This window comes from Qipengyuania polymorpha (assembly GCF_019711435.1).
GTDB lineage: Bacteria > Pseudomonadota > Alphaproteobacteria > Sphingomonadales > Sphingomonadaceae > Qipengyuania > Qipengyuania polymorpha.
Window position 1 is genome coordinate 545,647 of sequence record NZ_JAIGNK010000002.1, and the last position, 16,340, is coordinate 561,986.

The following is a 16,340-nucleotide window of genomic DNA, read 5'->3' on the forward strand; positions in this document are numbered from 1 at the left end:
GAGTGAGACGATGACCGAGACCAAGCCGCAGACCCTTGGATGGGGCCGCTTCCTCCTCCAGTTCTTCACGGTCGCCATACTCTACCTGCTCGCACAGGTCCCCGGGGTCGCCATCTGGGGCGAAATCGGCCCCGACGGTCAGCTGCAGATTTCCTCCACCGTCATGGCCGGGACCACCGCCTTCGGCATGGTCGTGGCGCTGCTTGTCTCGTGGCTCTGGCTGCGCAAGGACGGGGCCGTGGCGGAAGCGTGGAAGCTCCTGCCGACCGACGGATGGGGCAGGACGCTGCTGATTGCGTTCGCCACCACCATCGCGATTCTCGGCTGGTTCACGCTCGGCACGATGGCGCTCGACAGCCTCGGACTGGGCACACCGGCCGTGAACGAAATCCTCGGCATGGTCACGCAGAGCGGCTTCCACTACGTTTTGTGGGTGGTGCTGGTCGCATGGTTCGCCGCAGGGCTCGGCGAGGAACTGCTTTACCGCGGCTTTTTGATGGACCGCCTGCAGCGCCTCAAGGGCGTCGGCTCCACGCTCTGGGGCCCGATCATCATCCAGGCGCTGATTTTCGGCCTTTCGCACGGCTACCAGAGCGTTGCGGGTGTGATCATCACAGGCATGGTCGGGCTCGGCCTCGGCTGGCTGCGCACGCGGACCGGCAGCCTGATGCCGCTCATCCTCGCGCATATGGCGGTCGACACTTTCTCGATGAGCATGGCCTATGCCGACAAGCTGGGCATGATACCCGCCTTCAGCACCTGACGGCCCAGCCTGATGCGAAAAGGGGCGCCCCTCGATTGGAGGAGCGCCCCTTTTTCGTAGGGTTTGGCAACCGGCCTTACTTGACCAGTTCGACCTGTTCGAATTCGAGCTCGACCGGCGTTGCGCGGCCGAAGATCGAGACCGAGACCTTGACCTTCTGCTTGTCGAAATCGAGTTCCTCGACAAGGCCGTTGAAGCTGGCGAAGGGACCGTCGAGCACCTTGACCTGATCGCCGATTTCGTAATCGACCGAAACCTGCTTCTTCGGAGCCGACTTCGCTTCCTCGACACCGCCGAAGTAACGCGCCGCTTCCTTTTCGGAAATCGGCTGCGGCTTGTTGTTGTTGCCGAGGAAGCCGGTGACCTTGGGCGTGTTCTTCACGAGGTGGTAGACGTCGTCGGTCATGTTGAGCTTGGCCAGCACGTAGCCGGGCATGAACTTGCGCTCGACCTGGACCTTCTTGCCGCGCTTCACTTCGGTGACGGTTTCGGTCGGGACTTCGACTTCTTCAACGCCCTCGGAAAGGCCGAGACGCTCGGCCTCGGCGATAATCGAATCGCGGACCTTGTTCTCGAAACCGGAATAGGCGTGGATGATGTACCAGCGTGCCATGTGTCTCTTGTTACCTTTTCGTCAGGTCAGGCCAGCGTGAGCAGCCAGCGCACGACGGCGCCGAACAGCGAATCGACGCCGAGGAAGAAGAGCGAGAGAATGACCATCATGATGAACACGAAGATCGAGATACGGATGGTCTCTTCCTTCGTCGGCCAGACGACCTTGCGGCCTTCGGTCTGGACCTGCCGGATGAACTCGGCGGGCGAGGTCTTCTTGCCCTTGGCAACCTTGGCTGTCTTGTCGGCGTTGTCGGCCATGTCGATGCGCTCTCTCGCGAATGAATTTTGCGTTGCTTCCGGGATGGGGGTTTCGCCGCCCCGATACAAGGTCGGGAGGGGCTTTTCCTTCATCGATGTCGGAAGACGGGCACGCATTTAGGACGGGCAGGCGCAAAACGCAAGCGGTGGAAGTTCGCGCATTTCCGGCTTTCCAAGAGCGCCCCTCGTAGCTAGCCTGCACAGCTTGAATTCAAGGGACGCTTGAGGGGAATACCAACAATGGCAAACGCCACACCGCCGAGTTTTGGCGAACGGATGATCGAACCGGTCACCAACATATCGGACTTCATTTGGGGAGGGACCTGGAATGGCGAGGCCGTCATCCCCTTCCCGCCGCTGGCCATCATCCTGCTGGGTGTGGGCCTGTGGTTCATGGTGGGGCTGCGCTTCTATCCGATCGTCAAGCTCGGCAGCGCTGCCAAGGGCCTGTTCGCGGGCCGCAAGAGCGCCGGCGACGGCGAGATTTCTCCCTTCGCAGCGCTCTCGACCGCGCTTTCCGGACAGGTCGGCACGGGTAACCTCGCCGGTGTCGCCACGGCCATCGCACTGGGCGGACCGGGCGCCATTTTCTGGATGTGGATTACCGCATTGTTCGGCATGGCACTGGCCTTTGCCGAAGGTTCGCTCGCCATCCGCTATCGCGAGCGCACCAGTGACGGCGTGCTGCGCGGCGGCCCGATGACCTATATCATGATGGGCCTGGGCAAGAAGTGGACCTGGCTCGCCGTGGTCTTCTGCCTCGGCACGCTGTTCTCCGCGCTCGTCACCGGCAACTCCATCCAGGCGAACGCCGTGGCCGATGGCCTCAACGAGCTCTTCGGTATCGAGGAATGGCTCGGCGGTCTCATCGTCGCCATCCTCGTCTTCATCGTCATCATCGGCGGCATCAAGTCGATCGGTAACGTGGCCGAGAAGGTCGTGCCCTTCATGGCTGCCGCCTATATCGTGATGGCCATCATCGCGCTGATCCTGAACTTCGGCGATCTGGGCGAGACCTTTGCCCTTATCTTCAACGGTGCCTTCAACCCGCAAAGCGCGGTCGGCGGCTTCACCGGTGCAGCCATCATCATGGCCATCCGCGCCGGTGTCGCGCGCGGCCTGTTCTCGAATGAGGCGGGCCAGGGTTCGACTGCCATCGCCCATGCGGTGGCGCAGACCAACGACCCCGAACAGCAGGGCCGCATGGCGATGCTGGGCACCTTCATCGACACGGTGGTCATCTGCACCATGACCGCGCTGGTCATCCTGACCGTGCGCGGTGACTTCATGGCGGGCGGCGAAGCGGTGGCCCACGCCTGGCAATCGGACCGCGTCGGCTTCGAGATGACCAGCGGCGCCTTTGCCGCGGCCTTCCCGGTCGAACTGGCGGGCATCCCGATCGGTACGCTCATTGCCTCGATCGCGCTCATCCTGTTCGTGTTCACCACGCTCCTGACGTGGAGCTATTACGGTGAGCGTGCGATCACCTTCCTCTACGACCGCATCAAGGGCTCGACCCGCAGCGGCGAGAAGAAGCTCCACATGGCGTGGCGCGTGCTGTGGTGCGTGGTCATCTTCCTCGGTGCAGCACAGCCGAGCGAGCTGGTCTGGCGCCTCGGCGATATCTCGAACGCGGCGATGGCGCTGCCCAACCTCCTGGCGCTGGCATTGCTGAGCGGCGTGGTCTTCAAGCTGGCGCGCGGGCAGAAGGATGCCGGGCCGACACACACTGCAGATACGCCGGAGGAACCGGAGGAGTACTAACCTCCTCCACCTTCACTCTAAGGCACGAAAAAGGGGCCGGGAGCTTTTCAGCTTCCGGCCCCTGTCCTTTTGACTGAACCAAATTCGTCAGCGAGCGCCGAACAAACGGGCGAAGAAGCCGGGTTCCTCCATCGGGATGATTTTCCCGTGGTGCTTATAGCGAAGGCTGGCGTCGCTATAACTCTTCGGCTTCACCCACCCGTCGGGGCGGCTGCTGCGATAGGACAAGCTCGACATGGCTACTCCTCCATGAAATCTTTTCCCTGCGTCCGCTCCGTAGAACCGACTATATGCAGCAGCGGTTCCCGCATATTTGCTCACAGGGCGAACCCATGTGACAAATTGGCACCATTAACCAACTGAAACCACAGTGTTCCCTAACGTCACGCGGTCTACTGCGTGAGCGGGTAAACCTCCGGCGCTGTCAGGTGGGATCACCTATTTGATGATGCCGGCCGCGCGCATTTCGACTTCGGTAGCGATGCCGTCGCGATCGGTGTCGATGCGGTCGAAATTGGCCTGCGTGGCGATGCGGTACTCGACCAGCGTGATGATGCCGTCCTTGTCGCTGTCGAACTGGTTCATCAGCGGCGTGGGGTCGACGGGCACGGCGTCGACATTCACCAGCCGCGCAAATTCCTGCGGGGTCAGCGTGCCGTTCCTGTCGGTATCGAGCTGCTCGAAGATGGCCTGGTTCTGCCGCAGCGCCTGCGCCTGTGCAGCGGCGCGCTGGCTGTTGGCGATTTCGGCCGGGACAATCATGCCGTTGCCGTCACCGTCCAGTCGCTGGAACTCGGCATCCATCTGCGCGATGAACTGCTGGCGCTGGAGCGGCTCGGCCGGGTTCTGCTGCGCAACTGCCGGTGCGGCGATGGCGAGAGCGCCAGTGGCGGCGAGAACGAAACGAAACATATGCGTGACCCCTGAATCCTGGCGGCACGGCATGAATGGCCGCGCCAGTCGAAACTGGCACGTGCCACACATCATCTCAACCCATGCTTAACGGGCAGCTTGCGGTCAGCCGCCGCCGTTCGCAATCCAGCGGTCGATTTTCGCCTCGAGTACCGGCAGCGGCAGGGCGCCAGTATTGAGCACCTGCGCGTGGAAATCGCGGATGTCATAGGCATCGCCCAGCTTTTCCTCGGCCCGCTTGCGCAGTTCCTGGATCTTCAGCGCGCCGACCTTGTAGGCCAAGGCCTGGCTGGGGATGGCGATATAGCGTTCGACCTCGGCGACCACCTCGGTTTCGGTCATGCCCGAATTTTCGAGCATGAAGTCGATCGCCTGCTCACGCGTCCACCCCTTGGCGTGGAGGCCCGTATCTACCACGAGGCGCATGGCGCGCAGCTGTTCGTCCTGCAGCGTGCCATAGCGATTCCACGGGTCGTCAAAGAAGCCCATCTCATAGCCCAGCGTCTCGGAATAGAGCGCCCAGCCTTCGACATAGGAGGTCTTGCCGCCATAGCGCATAAAGCTGGGCAGGTCCTCGTTCTCCCGCGCGAGGCTGATCTGGAAGTGATGACCCGGCGCACCTTCATGCAAATAGAGCGTGACGTTGCCGGTCGTCAGGCGGCTCGGCAGGTCGTAGGCGTTGAAATAGAAGGTGCCCGGACGGCTGCCGTCGGGCGAGCCGCTTTCATAGGAGCCGCCCGCGCTGAACTGCTCGCGATATTCCTCGTAAGGCTTGATGAGCAGCGGGGTCTTGGGAAGCAGCGAGAAATAGTCGCCGATCTTCTCGTCCACCTGCTTGCCGATGTCGTAATAGCTCTGCGTCAGCGCCTCGCGGCTTTCCGGCTTGAACTTGGGGTCGGTGCGGACGTAGTCGAAGAATTCGTTGAGCGTGCCGTCGAAACCGACCTCGGCCTTGATTTCCTCCAGCCCCGTCTTGATACGCGCGACTTCGCTCAGCCCCAGGTTGTGGAGGTAATCGGGGGTCAGCGGCAGCGTGGTCGTGCCCTCGATGAGGTGCTGGTAGAGCGCGGGGCCACCCTTCATCTGCGACAGGCCGACACTATCACGCGCTTCGGCGTAATATTCGTCGCGCAGGAAATCGCGCAGGCGGCGATGGGCGGCGTAGATGGCCTCGATGGATTCCAGATATTCGAACTTCAGGCGTTCCCGGTCGCTTTCCGAGAAGTCTTCCGGGAAGTTGGTGATCGGCATCCAGAAGGGCGATTCATGCACTTCCATCGCCAGCTGCGTGTCGAGCTGGCTGATGACATTGCCGATGGTGAGCTTGGTTTCGAGCACGCCGCTGTCGAGGCCTTCGCGGAACTTGGCAATCGCGCGGTCGGTCAGGACGACGTAATTGGCGTGGCGCTTGAGGTTGTTTTCGTAATCCTCGAGCGTCTTGAACGGCGCTGCGCTCTGCCCGCTGGCGAACCCTGGATAGAAGGTGTGGAAGCCGGAGAAGTGATTCACCGGGCGCACCTGGGTGATCGCCACCATTTCGGGCGTCAGGCCTTTTGCTGCGCGCTCCTGATCGTATTTGAACACGTCATAGGCGAGCTGGTCGGTGGGCGAGAGCGCGCTGCGATCGATCTCGGCAAGCTTCGCCAGGTTCATGCGCACGTCGGCACGGGTGGCCTCGGTATATTCGTCGGTGAGGTAATTTCCGAGCTTGTCGGCATAGCGCATATCGCCGCGGAACAGTGCGTTCATCGGGTTGAGCTTGAGATTGCGCTCGTCCGCATCGGCGAAGAGCGCGAAGAGTTCCTCATGCGCCGCATCCTGCGCGTCCTTCTCGTCGGCGGCAGCTTCCATTGCCATCACGACATCGTCTTCACCGGTCGAAGCGACGGGTTCGCGGCCGGTCGAGGAACAGGCGGCGAGCGAAAGGGCAGATGCGCCGAGCAGCGCGAAACGGGCGATAGTCATGGATATTTCCCCACTGGATTACGTGGGGAAATCGCTAACCGCGTGAAGTCAGTTGCACAAGCAGCGCCACATGAAGCGCCTATGGCGCTCGACCGGCGGCAATGGAGGTCCGGCCTGAACGCTTAGGAAAAGGCGAGCTTTACAACGCCGAAAATGACCACGAGCACGGTCATGACGCTGAGCGTCCGTTCGAAATTCGATTGCTTCTTCCAGTCGAACAGTTCGAAAGCGATTTGAAAGATCTGGTACAAGGCGGCCCTCCTCATGAAGTCAGGAGGGGAGATAGCATCCAGCTGTTTCCAAAGCTTTAATTGGCAGTTTATTCCTGCACGCGACCGCGCACCATGACCCAGTCGACATCTTCCAGCACGGTCACATCCTCGAGCGGATTGCCCTCGACCGCGATGATGTCGGCAGAATAGCCCGGCGCGATGCGGCCGATTTCGTTTCCCATGCCGATGACCCGTGCCGCTCCGGTCGTGGCAGAGGCCAGCGCTGCGCGGTCGCTCATGCCGTTGTTCTTGAGAAGCGCGAATTCGCCGGCGTTTTCGCCATGCGGGAAGACGCCCGCATCGGTGCCGAATGCGACCGTCACGCCCCAGCGCTGCGCGCGGGCAACTATGGTTCGCGAATATTCGCTCACAGCGCGGATCTTGTCCTCGACTACCGGCGTGTAGAAGCCCTTGCCCAAGTTCGCGCTGACGCCTTCGAAAGCCATCAGTGTCGGGACGAGGATGGTGCCGTTCTCGCGCATGACCTTGGCCGCGCGCTCGTCGAGATAGGTGCCGTGTTCGATCGTGTGCACGCCTGCCCTCGCCGCTGCCTCGATACCGCGAGCGCCATGCGCATGGGCAGCGACCTTGAGGCCGAGGCTCTCGGCGGTGGTCACGATGCTGCGCATTTCCTCGTCGCTGAAATGCGCTTCGAGACCGCGTCCCTGCTGGCTCAATACCCCGCCCGTCGCGGTTATCTTGATGAGGTCGGCTCCGTATTTGGAGGCGGTGCGGACCATCTCCGCGCACTCGACCGCGCCGGTGCAGGTGAAATCCGTAATCAGTGTGTCGTGCAGTTCGCGCCGGAAGCCGTTGGTGCCGTCGCCATGCCCCCCGACGATGGCAATGGTGCGTCCGGCAGTCACGATGCGCGGTCCCGGCAGCATGCCTTCTTCCGTCGCACGCCTGAGGGACTGCATCGCCTGGTCGGGCCACGAACCCAAGTCGCGCACGGTAGTAAAGCCGGCATTGGCGGTCACGCGCGCATTCTTCGCGGCAACCAGCACACTCCATTCCGACGGTGTGGTAGCGCCGCGCCAGTACTCACCGCTCGGATCGACCGAAAGATGCGTGTGGAGGTCGATGAGGCCCGGCACCAGTGTCTTGCCCTCGAGATGCACCATCTCCGCCCCCTCGGGCACGGCGGACCACCCTTCTTCCACGCTGACGATGCGCCCGTCGGTCACGATAACAGTGCCGCGGCCCATGGGCTTGCTGTCGGCATCGACCACGAGGCCATCGGCATGGATGACCGTGGTCTGGGCCAGCACCGGCGCGGCGCTTGCCATGAGGGTTGCCGCAAGGCCTGCAAAAAGGGTGCGCATCGTGTCTCTCCTCCTGTCTCTCTTGCGACAAGTGATGCCCGCTCGCCCCGTCCCCGGCAAGCCCCGGTTTGCCCTTTGCGGCTGGCCCGCTATGAGTGCGCGCGACAAACCGGACAAGGAGAGGTTCGCATATGAAATTCCGCTCGCTCGCCATTACCGCCACGCTGCTGGCAGGCGCTTCCGTCACCGCCACCGCGCAGGCGCGCCCGATGACGCCAGAAGACGTCGCCAAGCTCGAAAGCGTCGGGACCATCGCCGTCTCGCCCGACGGCAGCCGCATCGCCTACACCAGCGCCAGCCTGCCCGACATCACCGAAGGCGAGGAAAACGGCGGCTTCGAAAGCCAGCTCAAGCTCGCATACGGCGCGAACAATGCGCGCGACTTCCTGCCCGACGACATGAGTGTTTCGGGCGTCACCTTCTCGCCCGATGGCCGGATGATCAGCTTCGTCTGGGCCGACGAGGACGAGGACCGCGCGGTCTGGGGTATTCCCGTCGACGGCGGTGCGCACCGCAAGCTGGCAGCCGTCGAAGACGCAGACGTGCGCAGCCACGCATGGTCGCCCGACGGCAGCCGTATCTGGATGCTGGTCGGCGGCGAAAAGGACGAAGCGCGCGAGAAGGAATCGAAGGCCGGCTTCAACGCCATCGTCTATGAGGAAGAGGCACGCCTCAACCGCCTGTTCTCCGCTGCCACCGGCACCGAAGTGGACGAAGCGCCGGTCGCGGTCGACATCCCGGGCTATGTCAGCCAGTTCAAGGTCGCACCGGGCGGCAAGACTGCCGTCGTCCAGAGCGCACCCACCCCGCAAATCGACGATGAGTACACGTCGAAGCGCGCGCATGTCGTCGACCTGACGAGCGGCAAGGTCCTCCGCGCCGTCGAAACGCCGGGCAAGCTGGGCGATGTCGAAATCTCGCCCGACGGCAAGCAGCTTTCCATGATTGCCGGCGTCGACATGAACGACCCTGCCGACACCACGCTGCACCTCGTCGACGTCGCGACGGGCAAGTACCGCGCGCTTAACGCAGGCGCTCCCGAAGCAGCGGTCGATGCCGAATGGCTCGCCGACGGCCGCCTCGCCGCGGTCATTCACAAGGGCGCCCAGAGCGCACTGCGTATCTACAACGCCAATGGCACGGTCGCCGAAGAGCATGATGGCGGCGCCCTCATCCTCACCAGCGTCGAAGCAGGCGGCAAGACCATCGCGGTCGAAGCCAACAGCCCCACCCACCCGACCGAGCTGTTCGTGTGGAACAAGGGCAAGTTCAACCGCTGGACGCAGCACAATCCGTGGCTCTCTGAAATCACCTTCGGCAAGCAGCGCACCTTCCGCTACACCGCGCGTGACGGGCAGGAAGTCGAAGGCGTGCTCATCGAGCCGGTCGGCGGAGCACCGCGTGGCGGCGCGCCGCTCATCCTCAACGTCCATGGCGGGCCGGAAGCACATGACAGCAACGGCTGGCAGACCGCTTACTCCAAGCCCGGTCATGTGGCAGCGGGTCAGGGTTATGCCGTGTTCCTGCCGAACTATCGCGGTTCGACCGGCTACGGCACGGCGTTTTCCAAGCAGCACACCGGCCGTTACACCGACCCCGAGTTCACCGACCTCGTCGATGCGAAGAACGCGCTGGTCGAAGCCGGCATTGCCGACCCCGACCGCACCGGCGTGACCGGCGGTTCCTACGGCGGCTATGCCACCGCGTGGAGCTCGACCTATTTCAGTGACGAGTTCGCAGCGGGCGTGATGTTCGTCGGCATTTCGAACCAGATTTCGAAATTCGGCACCACCGACATCCCGTATGAAATGTACAATGTGCACAGCAATGCATGGCCGTGGGACGACTGGCAGAAGATGCTCGAAGTCAGCCCCATCTACCATGTCGACAAGGCCAATACGCCGCTGCTGATCCTGCATGGTGCAGAAGACACCCGCGTCGACCCGGGCCAGAGCTACGAGCTCTACCGCTCGATGAAGGTCCGCAAGCCCGACGTGCCGGTACGCCTCGTGCTCTATCCGGGCGAAGGCCACGGCAATCGCAAGGCGGCCTCGCGCTACGACTACAACCTGCGCATGATGCGCTGGTTCGACACCTACCTGAAGACCGGCGACCGTGATGCGGAATTGCCCAACAGCCGCCCGGTCCTGCCCGAAGGCACGACCGGCGCCAGCAAGTCGGAAGACTGAGGAAAAGGAAAGGGCGGCCCGCGGGTCGCCCTTTTCATATCAGGTGCCGATGCTCAGCCCGCTGCCTGCCATTCGCGGATGAAGTCGAACGGGTAGAGCAGCATGATGACGTTGAGCGTAAGGTTGTCGCGCACGACGATGGCCGTGACGATTTCCGCAATCAGCGCCAGCGCCACCGTCACGCGCACCGGTAGTTTCAGTGCCAGCCAGAAACCGAAGCTCATCCAGCCGATGTCGGCCATGGAATTGATGATGCTGTCGCCCGAATAACCCCAGTTGACCGTGACCGAGCGATAGCGGTCGATAATCCACGAGGTGTTCTCGAGCACTTCCCAGGCGGCCTCGATGAACACGGCAAGCGGGAAGCTCCACTTCGCGGCCTGCTTGCCCCCCAGCCCCAGCTTCCTGAACAGGAACCAGCCCAGCGCATAGAATAGCATGCCGTGGATGATGTGGCTGGGGGTGTACCAGTCGGACAAATGCTGGCTGTTGCCCGAGGCGTTGATGTCGCCATACCACAGCGCGACATAGCCACAGGTGCAGATAGGCGGACGGCCCATGGCGAACAGCACCGCCAGCGTGATGGCGGTGATGACAAGCGCAGCGATGACGGCGCGGCGGTGCGGGCGCATGGTTTTTGCAGACATGCGGTGAAACTGCGGTCAGTTCGACCTGCTGCCAAGCGCTGCGCGAAAACTATCCGCCGAAAATCTGGCCGCTAGAAAGTGTAGCCCACGCCCAGTGCGATGAAATACTGGTCGTTATTGCCGCGAATGCTTGTGAAAGGCGTATCCGCGGCATCGTTCACCAGCTTCGACCAGCCGCCGATACCGACCAGCGACAACCCGCCATCGGTAACGTCGCCCGAAAGGTCATGTGCCAGCAGCAGGTTCACGCCGTAACTCTGCATCCCGCCCTCGGCCTGGAAACCTGGCAGCACATCCTCGTCGGGCAGCAGCGTATTGGTTGTCGGCACCGAATAATAATAGTCGGCGAAGTCATCGTCGATGAAGGTCGTGCTGAGCGAAAGCGAGGCTGCGGTCGCCCGGCTGAGCGGTGAGAAATAGGTGACGCTGGGGCTCCAGTACATTCCGCCATGCGCGCCCGCCACGTCCCAGGCGGCATCCACATTGACGCTCAGGCTGTCGTAGGGATGCAGCACCTTGGGAAACTTCACGCCCACGCTGCCGCCCAGTTCCACCGCCCTGTCGAGCTCGCCATAGGCGGCGACGATATCGTCGTTGACGTCTTCGGCATCGACGCGGTCGCTCCGCAGGCGGACCATGGGCCCGGCCGAAAAACCGACACCTTCGTCGGGGTCGGGAATGAAATCGATCGCAATGCCGGCTGGGCGCGGATTGATATCTATGCCCCAGACCGATGCCTGGATGATCGGCAGGACATTGACGTTGTAATCATCGCTGCCCGAGTAGCTCGCATTGTAGCCGACACCCACGCCGACGCTGAGGAAATCTCCGTCGAATACGGTTGCAGGCGGACCGGCGCGGACCGGCTCTTCGATTTCGGCATCCCGCGCGAATGCAGGTGTGGCCAATAGACCCAACGAGGCTAGTGCGGCGACGGGCGCGAAACGGTTCATTACTGATTTCCCTCTGTTATTCATCCGCAAACGAATTTGTCCGCCGCACGTTCCTTTCCGCCAATTGCGCTTTCCCCACGCTGGCCATAACGTCGCCACCATGAAGAACCAGTCCTTGAGCGCGATCCTTCTGAGCTTCGCCATACCCCACATCGCATTCGCCCAAGACGTCGTGCCCGCTGTCGTTAGCGAGCAGGATTCGTATGAAGCACTCGTCGAGTCCATGATCCCGCCGGGCGGATTGGAAGCGGCCCAAGCGAACACCTTGCGCGAAATTCGCGCGGCATACCAACAGGACCCCGATTTTGCCGATCTCGAGCAATCCTGTCCGGGAACAATCGGTGTGGTGATGGATACGATGACGCCAATCCTCAAGGAATACGACATCATCGAGCTGAGGCTGCGAAGGGAGGCGATGCTCGAGATCCTGAAAGTCGAATTATCGCCCGATCAGGCGCGTTTGGCCGCTGACTTCTATTCCAGTCCTCTGGGCCGGAAACTCATGGGCGCGGTGGCGGCAAATCACTCGCTGTCGAACACCCTTCAATCGGTCATGGCGAGCGAGGACGAAACCCCGCTGATCGACAGCGAGACCGTGTCGAAGGACAATCGCGAAGCCGCGATCAAGGCAGTTAGTGAACTGAGCCCGGAGGAGATTCAAACCATTCGATCGCAAATTGGCGAGGAAGAATGGTACTTTGCCTTGATGGCCACACGACCGAAGATGCTCGAGGCCGCCATGGCCATCGCGAACAGCGACTTCGCGCCACATCTCGACAAGCGCCTGGATGAAGAAGTGGAAGCTGCGATGACAAGCCATCTGGAGACGTGCGGTTATTGATCGCACCTATCCATGAGCGGTCAGTCATCCCTCGATATCGCCATCGTGGGTGGCGGGTTAGCAGGCGGGCTTCTCGCGCTGGCGCTGCAACGCCATGCTCCAGAGCTATCCTTCGCCCTGTTCGAGGCAGGCGAGGCCTATGGCGGCAACCATCGCTGGAGCTGGTTCGAACACGATCTCGACACCGCAGGAAACGCGCTGCTTGCGCCCTTCCCCAAGGCCGAGTGGACCGGCGGGAATGATGTGCGCTTCCCCGCCCATTCGCGCCGGCTGGACAGCAACTACCGTTCGCTCGACAGTCGCGATTTCGATGCCGGATTGCGCAAATTACTCCCGCAGCAGAGCATTCGGACCGGGTCTAAAGTGGTCGGGCTGGACGGCTCGGGCATCACGCTTGAATCCGGCGAACGGATCGCCGCACGCGCAGTGGTTGATTGCCGCGATGCCGTGCCCAGCGAACATCTGACCGGCGGCTGGCAGGTCTTCCTCGGCCAGCACCTGCGCACTGCCGCGCCACATGGCATCGAGCGGCCGGTCATCATGGATGCGACCGTCGAGCAGCCGGGCGCATACCGTTTCGTATACCTGCTGCCGCTTGATCCGGACGAGATCTTCGTCGAGGACACCTATTACGCCGACAGTCCCGAACTCGACGCGGAGACCTTGCGCCAACGCATCGAGGATTACGTCACCGCCAAGGGGTGGAAGGTCGAGGTGGTGCACGAGGAAACGGGTGTGCTGCCGGTCATCACCGGCGGTGACTTCGAAGCTTACCGTGCCTCGCTGACGACGCCGGGAGTGGCGCTGGCAGGCGCGCGCGGAGGCTTCGTCCATCCGCTGACCAGCTACACCGTGCCGATTGCGGTCCGCAATGCGCTGGCGATTGCGGAGGCGGCGCGCAACGACCTCGTATCGCTGCCGCACCTCGTCGAAAGCCGCGCGCAAGACCACTGGCGCGGCACTGCCTATTACCGCCTGCTCGGCAAGATGCTGTTCGAGGCGGCAGAGCCTTCGGAACGATACCGCGTGTTCGAGCGCTTCTATCGCCTTCCCGAACCCCTCATCTCCCGTTTCTACGCCGCCCGCTCCACCCCGCTCGACAAAATGCGCATCCTCACCGGCAAACCGCCCGTATCTGTGTCTCGCGCCATCCGCGCCCTGCTTGGCAAGGGCGCACCGCTGGTCCAAGGAAAGTCCCCATGAACGCCGCCACCCCCGACACCGCCTTCCGCGCCACCGATTTGCCCGAAAGCCCGATGATGCCCGAACCCACGGGCAAGACCGCCTGCGTCGTCGGCTCCGGCTTCGGCGGCCTCGCGCTGGCCATCCGCCTCCAATCGGCGGGCATCGCAACCACGGTCATCGAGGCGCGCGACAAGCCGGGCGGCCGCGCCTATTTCTGGGAGCGTGACGGCTTCACCTTCGATGCCGGACCGACCGTCATCACCGACCCCGATTGCCTGCGCGAACTCTGGGCGCTGACCGGTCACGACATGGCCGACGACATCGAAATCATGCCGGTGATGCCCTTCTACCGCCTCAACTGGCCCGACGGGACGAATTTCGATTATTCGAACGATGAAGAGCAACTCTTCCGCGAGATTGCCGAGCTCAATCCGGGCGATGTCGCAGGCTACCAGCGCTTCCTCGAATATGCCGAAGGCGTCTACGAGGAAGGCTATGTGAAGCTCGGTCATGTGCCTTTCCTCGACTTCAAGTCGATGATGAAGGCCGCCCCGGCCCTCGCGAAGAAGCAGGCCTGGCGCAGCGTCTATTCGATGGTGTCGAGCTATGTCGACAACGAGAAACTGCGCGAGGCCTTGAGCTTCCACACGCTGCTGGTTGGCGGCAATCCGATGAAGACCAGCAGCATCTACGCGCTCATCCACAAGCTCGAAAAGGACGGCGGCGTGTGGTGGGCGAAAGGCGGCACCAACCGCCTCATCGCCGCCATGGTCACGCATTTCGAGCGGATCGGCGGTACCATGCGCGTTGGCGACCCGGTGACGCGGATCCACACGCTCGGCAGCAAGGCGAGCGAGGTGGAAACCCATTCGGGATTCAAGCAGCGCTTCGATGCGGTCGCCAGCAATGCCGACATCATGCACAGCTACAAGGATTTGCTCGCCGGCACCAAGCGCGGGGAAAGCTATGCGAAGTCGCTGTCGCGCAAGAAGTTCTCGCCCAGCCTTTTCGTCGTCCATTTCGGCATCGAGGGCACCTGGCCGGGCATTCCGCACCACATGATTTTGTTCGGCCCGCGCTACAAGGGCCTGCTCGAGGACATTTACGACCACGGCGTGTTGCCGCAGGATTTCTCCATCTACCTGCACCACCCAAGCGTCACCGACCCCAGCGTCGCGCCCGAAGGCATGAGCACCTTCTACGCGCTGGTCCCCGTCGCCCACATGGGCAAGCTCTCGGTCGACTGGGAAGAAATGGGACCCGTTCTGGAAAAGCGCATCCTCGACGAGATCGAGCGCCGCCTCATCCCTGACCTGCATGGCCGCATAAAGACCAAGTTCCACTACGCCCCGCGCGATTTCGCGATGGACCTGAACGCCCACAAGGGCAGCGCCTTCAGCCTCGAACCGCTTCTGACCCAAAGCGCCTTTTTCCGCGGGCACAATCGCGACGACGTACTGGACAATTTCTACCTCGTCGGTGCAGGGACGCACCCCGGCGCCGGTATCCCCGGCGTGGTCGGCAGCGCCAAGGCGACCGCCGGATTGATGGTTGAGGATTTGGTTTCGTGAAGTTCTACTTTCCCGTATTTTTCGCCGGGCTGATGCTGGCGGCGTGCGAGGCGCCGGAGGCGACACCGGCGCTGCCTGAACAGCCGGTCGCGCCCGCCGGGATGGACGCCCTGGCCATGCCTGACGACACCAAGGTCTATTTCGACCCGAACTCGCTCGAACCGGGAGAGGCCAATGGCCGCCCGGCAATATCCGGCGAATTTGTCGAGGTCCTGAAAACGAAGGAAGGCGGTTGGGCATACCGCCGTTCGCGCATTGCGGCCAATTGCAATCCCGACCACAACCAGTCGACGATCATTGAAACCATCGATGGCGATGGCCAACCGGTGGACGACGAGGCACTTGTGACGGAGAACCGCACCATTTCCGAAAAGAGCGCCTATTACCGCGCGATGACTGGCCGCCTCTGCGCGGCCGAGGGGGCGCCGGGATGAAGCGTCTTGCAGTCTATTGCGGTTCGGCCTCTCCCGAGGACCCGCGTTATCTGGAACTTGCGCGCGACGTGGGCGCAGGCCTTGCCGAGCGGGGCATCGGCGTCGTTTATGGCGGCGGTCGCCTCGGCCTCATGGGCGCAGTGGCATCCGGCGCGCTCGATGCGGACGGCGAGGTTATCGGCATCATTCCCGATGCGCTCGCCAACAGCGAGGTTGCCAATCACGATTGCACCGAGCTTTACACCGTTTCCGGCATGCACGAACGCAAGCAGCACTTCACCGACCTGTCAGACGGTTTCGTCACCATTCCGGGCGGCGTCGGCACGATGGACGAGCTGTGGGAAGCGGTAAGCTGGGCGCAGCTTGGCTATCACCAGAAGCCCGTCGGCCTGCTTAACGCTTTCGGTTTCTACGACCACCTCATCGCCTTCAACCGCCACATGGCCGAGGTCGGCTTCGTGCGTCCGGCACACCAGGGGATAATTCTGGCCGAAGAGACGTTAAGTGCGTTGCTGGACAAAATGGAAAGCTATCAGCCGCATACGCCAATCTTCCAGATGAAGGCATCCGACCTCTGAGCGACAAGCCCCGCCCCCTGACCACGCAGAACCTGCGCCCCACCCCTTCGCGGGCGGGCGGCGGGCGC

General features: G+C 62.6%; 17 protein-coding genes. 8 read left to right on the forward strand and 9 right to left on the reverse strand.

What is annotated here, in order from left to right; all coding sequences use genetic code 11:
• Positions 1 to 10 precede the first annotated feature (10 nt).
• Positions 11 to 763: a CPBP family intramembrane glutamic endopeptidase gene (locus K3152_RS07945; RefSeq protein WP_221573553.1), complete on the forward strand. Its 753-nt coding sequence runs from the start codon at positions 11 to 13 to the stop codon at positions 761 to 763.
• A 76-nt stretch (positions 764 to 839) separates the two neighbouring features.
• On the opposite strand, the gene nusG is transcribed toward K3152_RS07945, so the two are convergent.
• Entirely contained in the window at positions 840 to 1,376 is a 537-nt protein-coding gene (gene nusG, locus K3152_RS07950) for a transcription termination/antitermination protein NusG (protein WP_040965140.1), read from the reverse strand.
• A 26-nt stretch (positions 1,377 to 1,402) separates the two neighbouring features.
• Positions 1,403 to 1,636: a preprotein translocase subunit SecE gene (gene secE / locus K3152_RS07955; RefSeq protein WP_221573554.1), complete on the reverse strand. Its 234-nt coding sequence runs from the start codon at positions 1,634 to 1,636 to the stop codon at positions 1,403 to 1,405.
• A 240-nt stretch (positions 1,637 to 1,876) separates the two neighbouring features.
• Between secE and K3152_RS07960 the strand changes: the two genes are divergently transcribed.
• Positions 1,877 to 3,400 carry an alanine/glycine:cation symporter family protein gene (locus K3152_RS07960; protein ID WP_221573555.1) on the forward strand — a complete coding sequence of 508 codons (1,524 nt, stop codon included), beginning with the start codon at positions 1,877 to 1,879 and terminating at the stop codon, positions 3,398 to 3,400.
• A gap of 87 nt (positions 3,401 to 3,487) precedes the next feature.
• Here the strand turns inward: K3152_RS07960 and K3152_RS07965 are convergent, their stop codons facing one another.
• The 5 genes from K3152_RS07965 to K3152_RS07980 all read right to left on the reverse strand — a co-directional run bounded on the left by K3152_RS07965 (position 3,488) and on the right by K3152_RS07980 (position 7,874).
• Positions 3,488 to 3,637, reverse strand: coding sequence for a hypothetical protein (locus K3152_RS07965; RefSeq protein WP_221573556.1), 150 nt, complete (start codon positions 3,635 to 3,637; stop codon positions 3,488 to 3,490).
• 201 nt (positions 3,638 to 3,838) lie between these two features.
• The gene (locus K3152_RS07970; protein ID WP_221573557.1) at positions 3,839 to 4,312 is read right to left on the reverse strand and encodes an EF-hand domain-containing protein; all 474 of its coding nucleotides are present in this window, start codon (positions 4,310 to 4,312) and stop codon (positions 3,839 to 3,841) included.
• A 105-nt stretch (positions 4,313 to 4,417) separates the two neighbouring features.
• Entirely contained in the window at positions 4,418 to 6,277 is a 1,860-nt protein-coding gene (locus tag K3152_RS07975) for a DUF885 domain-containing protein (RefSeq protein ID WP_221573558.1), read from the reverse strand.
• A 122-nt stretch (positions 6,278 to 6,399) separates the two neighbouring features.
• Positions 6,400 to 6,528 (reverse strand): hypothetical protein, encoded by a 129-nt coding sequence (locus K3152_RS14260; protein WP_282098348.1) that lies wholly within the window; start codon positions 6,526 to 6,528, stop codon positions 6,400 to 6,402.
• A 68-nt stretch (positions 6,529 to 6,596) separates the two neighbouring features.
• The gene (locus tag K3152_RS07980; RefSeq protein WP_221573559.1) at positions 6,597 to 7,874 is read right to left on the reverse strand and encodes a metal-dependent hydrolase family protein; all 1,278 of its coding nucleotides are present in this window, start codon (positions 7,872 to 7,874) and stop codon (positions 6,597 to 6,599) included.
• Between the two features lie 131 nt (positions 7,875 to 8,005).
• Here K3152_RS07980 and K3152_RS07985 point away from each other — a divergent pair, with 131 nt between their 5' ends.
• Positions 8,006 to 10,063, forward strand: a complete 2,058-nt coding sequence (locus tag K3152_RS07985; protein ID WP_221573560.1) for a S9 family peptidase — start codon at positions 8,006 to 8,008, stop codon at positions 10,061 to 10,063.
• A 53-nt stretch (positions 10,064 to 10,116) separates the two neighbouring features.
• On the opposite strand, the gene K3152_RS07990 is transcribed toward K3152_RS07985, so the two are convergent.
• Positions 10,117 to 10,710 (reverse strand): DUF2585 domain-containing protein, encoded by a 594-nt coding sequence (locus K3152_RS07990; RefSeq protein ID WP_221573561.1) that lies wholly within the window; start codon positions 10,708 to 10,710, stop codon positions 10,117 to 10,119.
• 71 nt (positions 10,711 to 10,781) lie between these two features.
• Positions 10,782 to 11,663, reverse strand: a complete 882-nt coding sequence (locus K3152_RS07995; protein ID WP_247713271.1) for a MipA/OmpV family protein — start codon at positions 11,661 to 11,663, stop codon at positions 10,782 to 10,784.
• Positions 11,664 to 11,763: 100 nt separating this feature from the next.
• On the opposite strand from K3152_RS07995, the gene K3152_RS08000 reads away from it, so the two are divergent.
• Genes K3152_RS08000 through K3152_RS08020 form a run of 5 tightly spaced genes read left to right on the forward strand, consistent with a single transcriptional unit; the run spans position 11,764 to position 16,272 of the window.
• Positions 11,764 to 12,504 (forward strand): hypothetical protein, encoded by a 741-nt coding sequence (locus tag K3152_RS08000; RefSeq protein WP_221573563.1) that lies wholly within the window; start codon positions 11,764 to 11,766, stop codon positions 12,502 to 12,504.
• Positions 12,505 to 12,516: 12 nt separating this feature from the next.
• Entirely contained in the window at positions 12,517 to 13,707 is a 1,191-nt protein-coding gene (crtY, locus tag K3152_RS08005; RefSeq protein ID WP_221573564.1) for a lycopene beta-cyclase CrtY, read from the forward strand.
• Between the two features lie 56 nt (positions 13,708 to 13,763).
• Positions 13,764 to 15,260, forward strand: a complete 1,497-nt coding sequence (locus K3152_RS08010; protein ID WP_221573734.1) for a phytoene desaturase — start codon at positions 13,764 to 13,766, stop codon at positions 15,258 to 15,260.
• Positions 15,257 to 15,694, forward strand: a complete 438-nt coding sequence (locus K3152_RS08015) for a hypothetical protein (RefSeq protein ID WP_221573565.1) — start codon at positions 15,257 to 15,259, stop codon at positions 15,692 to 15,694. The genes K3152_RS08010 and K3152_RS08015 overlap by 4 nt, the downstream gene beginning before the upstream one ends.
• Positions 15,691 to 16,272 (forward strand): LOG family protein, encoded by a 582-nt coding sequence (locus K3152_RS08020; RefSeq protein WP_221573566.1) that lies wholly within the window; start codon positions 15,691 to 15,693, stop codon positions 16,270 to 16,272. The genes K3152_RS08015 and K3152_RS08020 overlap by 4 nt, the downstream gene beginning before the upstream one ends.
• Positions 16,273 to 16,340: the final 68 nt, after the last annotated feature.

What these genes read in the sequence shown, in the direction of transcription:
- K3152_RS08000 (WP_221573563.1), top strand. Translation starts at nt 11,764, where the DNA reads ATGAAGAACCAGTCCTTGAGCGCGATCCTTCTGAGCTTCGCCATACCC.
- K3152_RS08010 (WP_221573734.1), top strand. Translation starts at nt 13,764, where the DNA reads ATGCCCGAACCCACGGGCAAGACCGCCTGCGTCGTCGGCTCCGGCTTC.
- K3152_RS07995 (WP_247713271.1), bottom strand. Translation starts at nt 11,663, where the DNA reads ATGAACCGTTTCGCGCCCGTCGCCGCACTAGCCTCGTTGGGTCTATTG.
- K3152_RS07965 (WP_221573556.1), bottom strand. Translation starts at nt 3,637, where the DNA reads ATGTCGAGCTTGTCCTATCGCAGCAGCCGCCCCGACGGGTGGGTGAAG.
- K3152_RS07970 (WP_221573557.1), bottom strand. Translation starts at nt 4,312, where the DNA reads ATGTTTCGTTTCGTTCTCGCCGCCACTGGCGCTCTCGCCATCGCCGCA.
- K3152_RS08020 (WP_221573566.1), top strand. Translation starts at nt 15,691, where the DNA reads ATGAAGCGTCTTGCAGTCTATTGCGGTTCGGCCTCTCCCGAGGACCCG.
- K3152_RS07945 (WP_221573553.1), top strand. Translation starts at nt 11, where the DNA reads ATGACCGAGACCAAGCCGCAGACCCTTGGATGGGGCCGCTTCCTCCTC.
- K3152_RS07985 (WP_221573560.1), top strand. Translation starts at nt 8,006, where the DNA reads ATGAAATTCCGCTCGCTCGCCATTACCGCCACGCTGCTGGCAGGCGCT.
- K3152_RS07960 (WP_221573555.1), top strand. Translation starts at nt 1,877, where the DNA reads ATGGCAAACGCCACACCGCCGAGTTTTGGCGAACGGATGATCGAACCG.
- K3152_RS07980 (WP_221573559.1), bottom strand. Translation starts at nt 7,874, where the DNA reads ATGCGCACCCTTTTTGCAGGCCTTGCGGCAACCCTCATGGCAAGCGCC.
- secE (WP_221573554.1), bottom strand. Translation starts at nt 1,636, where the DNA reads ATGGCCGACAACGCCGACAAGACAGCCAAGGTTGCCAAGGGCAAGAAG.
- K3152_RS07975 (WP_221573558.1), bottom strand. Translation starts at nt 6,277, where the DNA reads ATGACTATCGCCCGTTTCGCGCTGCTCGGCGCATCTGCCCTTTCGCTC.
- crtY (WP_221573564.1), top strand. Translation starts at nt 12,517, where the DNA reads ATGAGCGGTCAGTCATCCCTCGATATCGCCATCGTGGGTGGCGGGTTA.
- nusG (WP_040965140.1), bottom strand. Translation starts at nt 1,376, where the DNA reads ATGGCACGCTGGTACATCATCCACGCCTATTCCGGTTTCGAGAACAAG.
- K3152_RS07990 (WP_221573561.1), bottom strand. Translation starts at nt 10,710, where the DNA reads ATGTCTGCAAAAACCATGCGCCCGCACCGCCGCGCCGTCATCGCTGCG.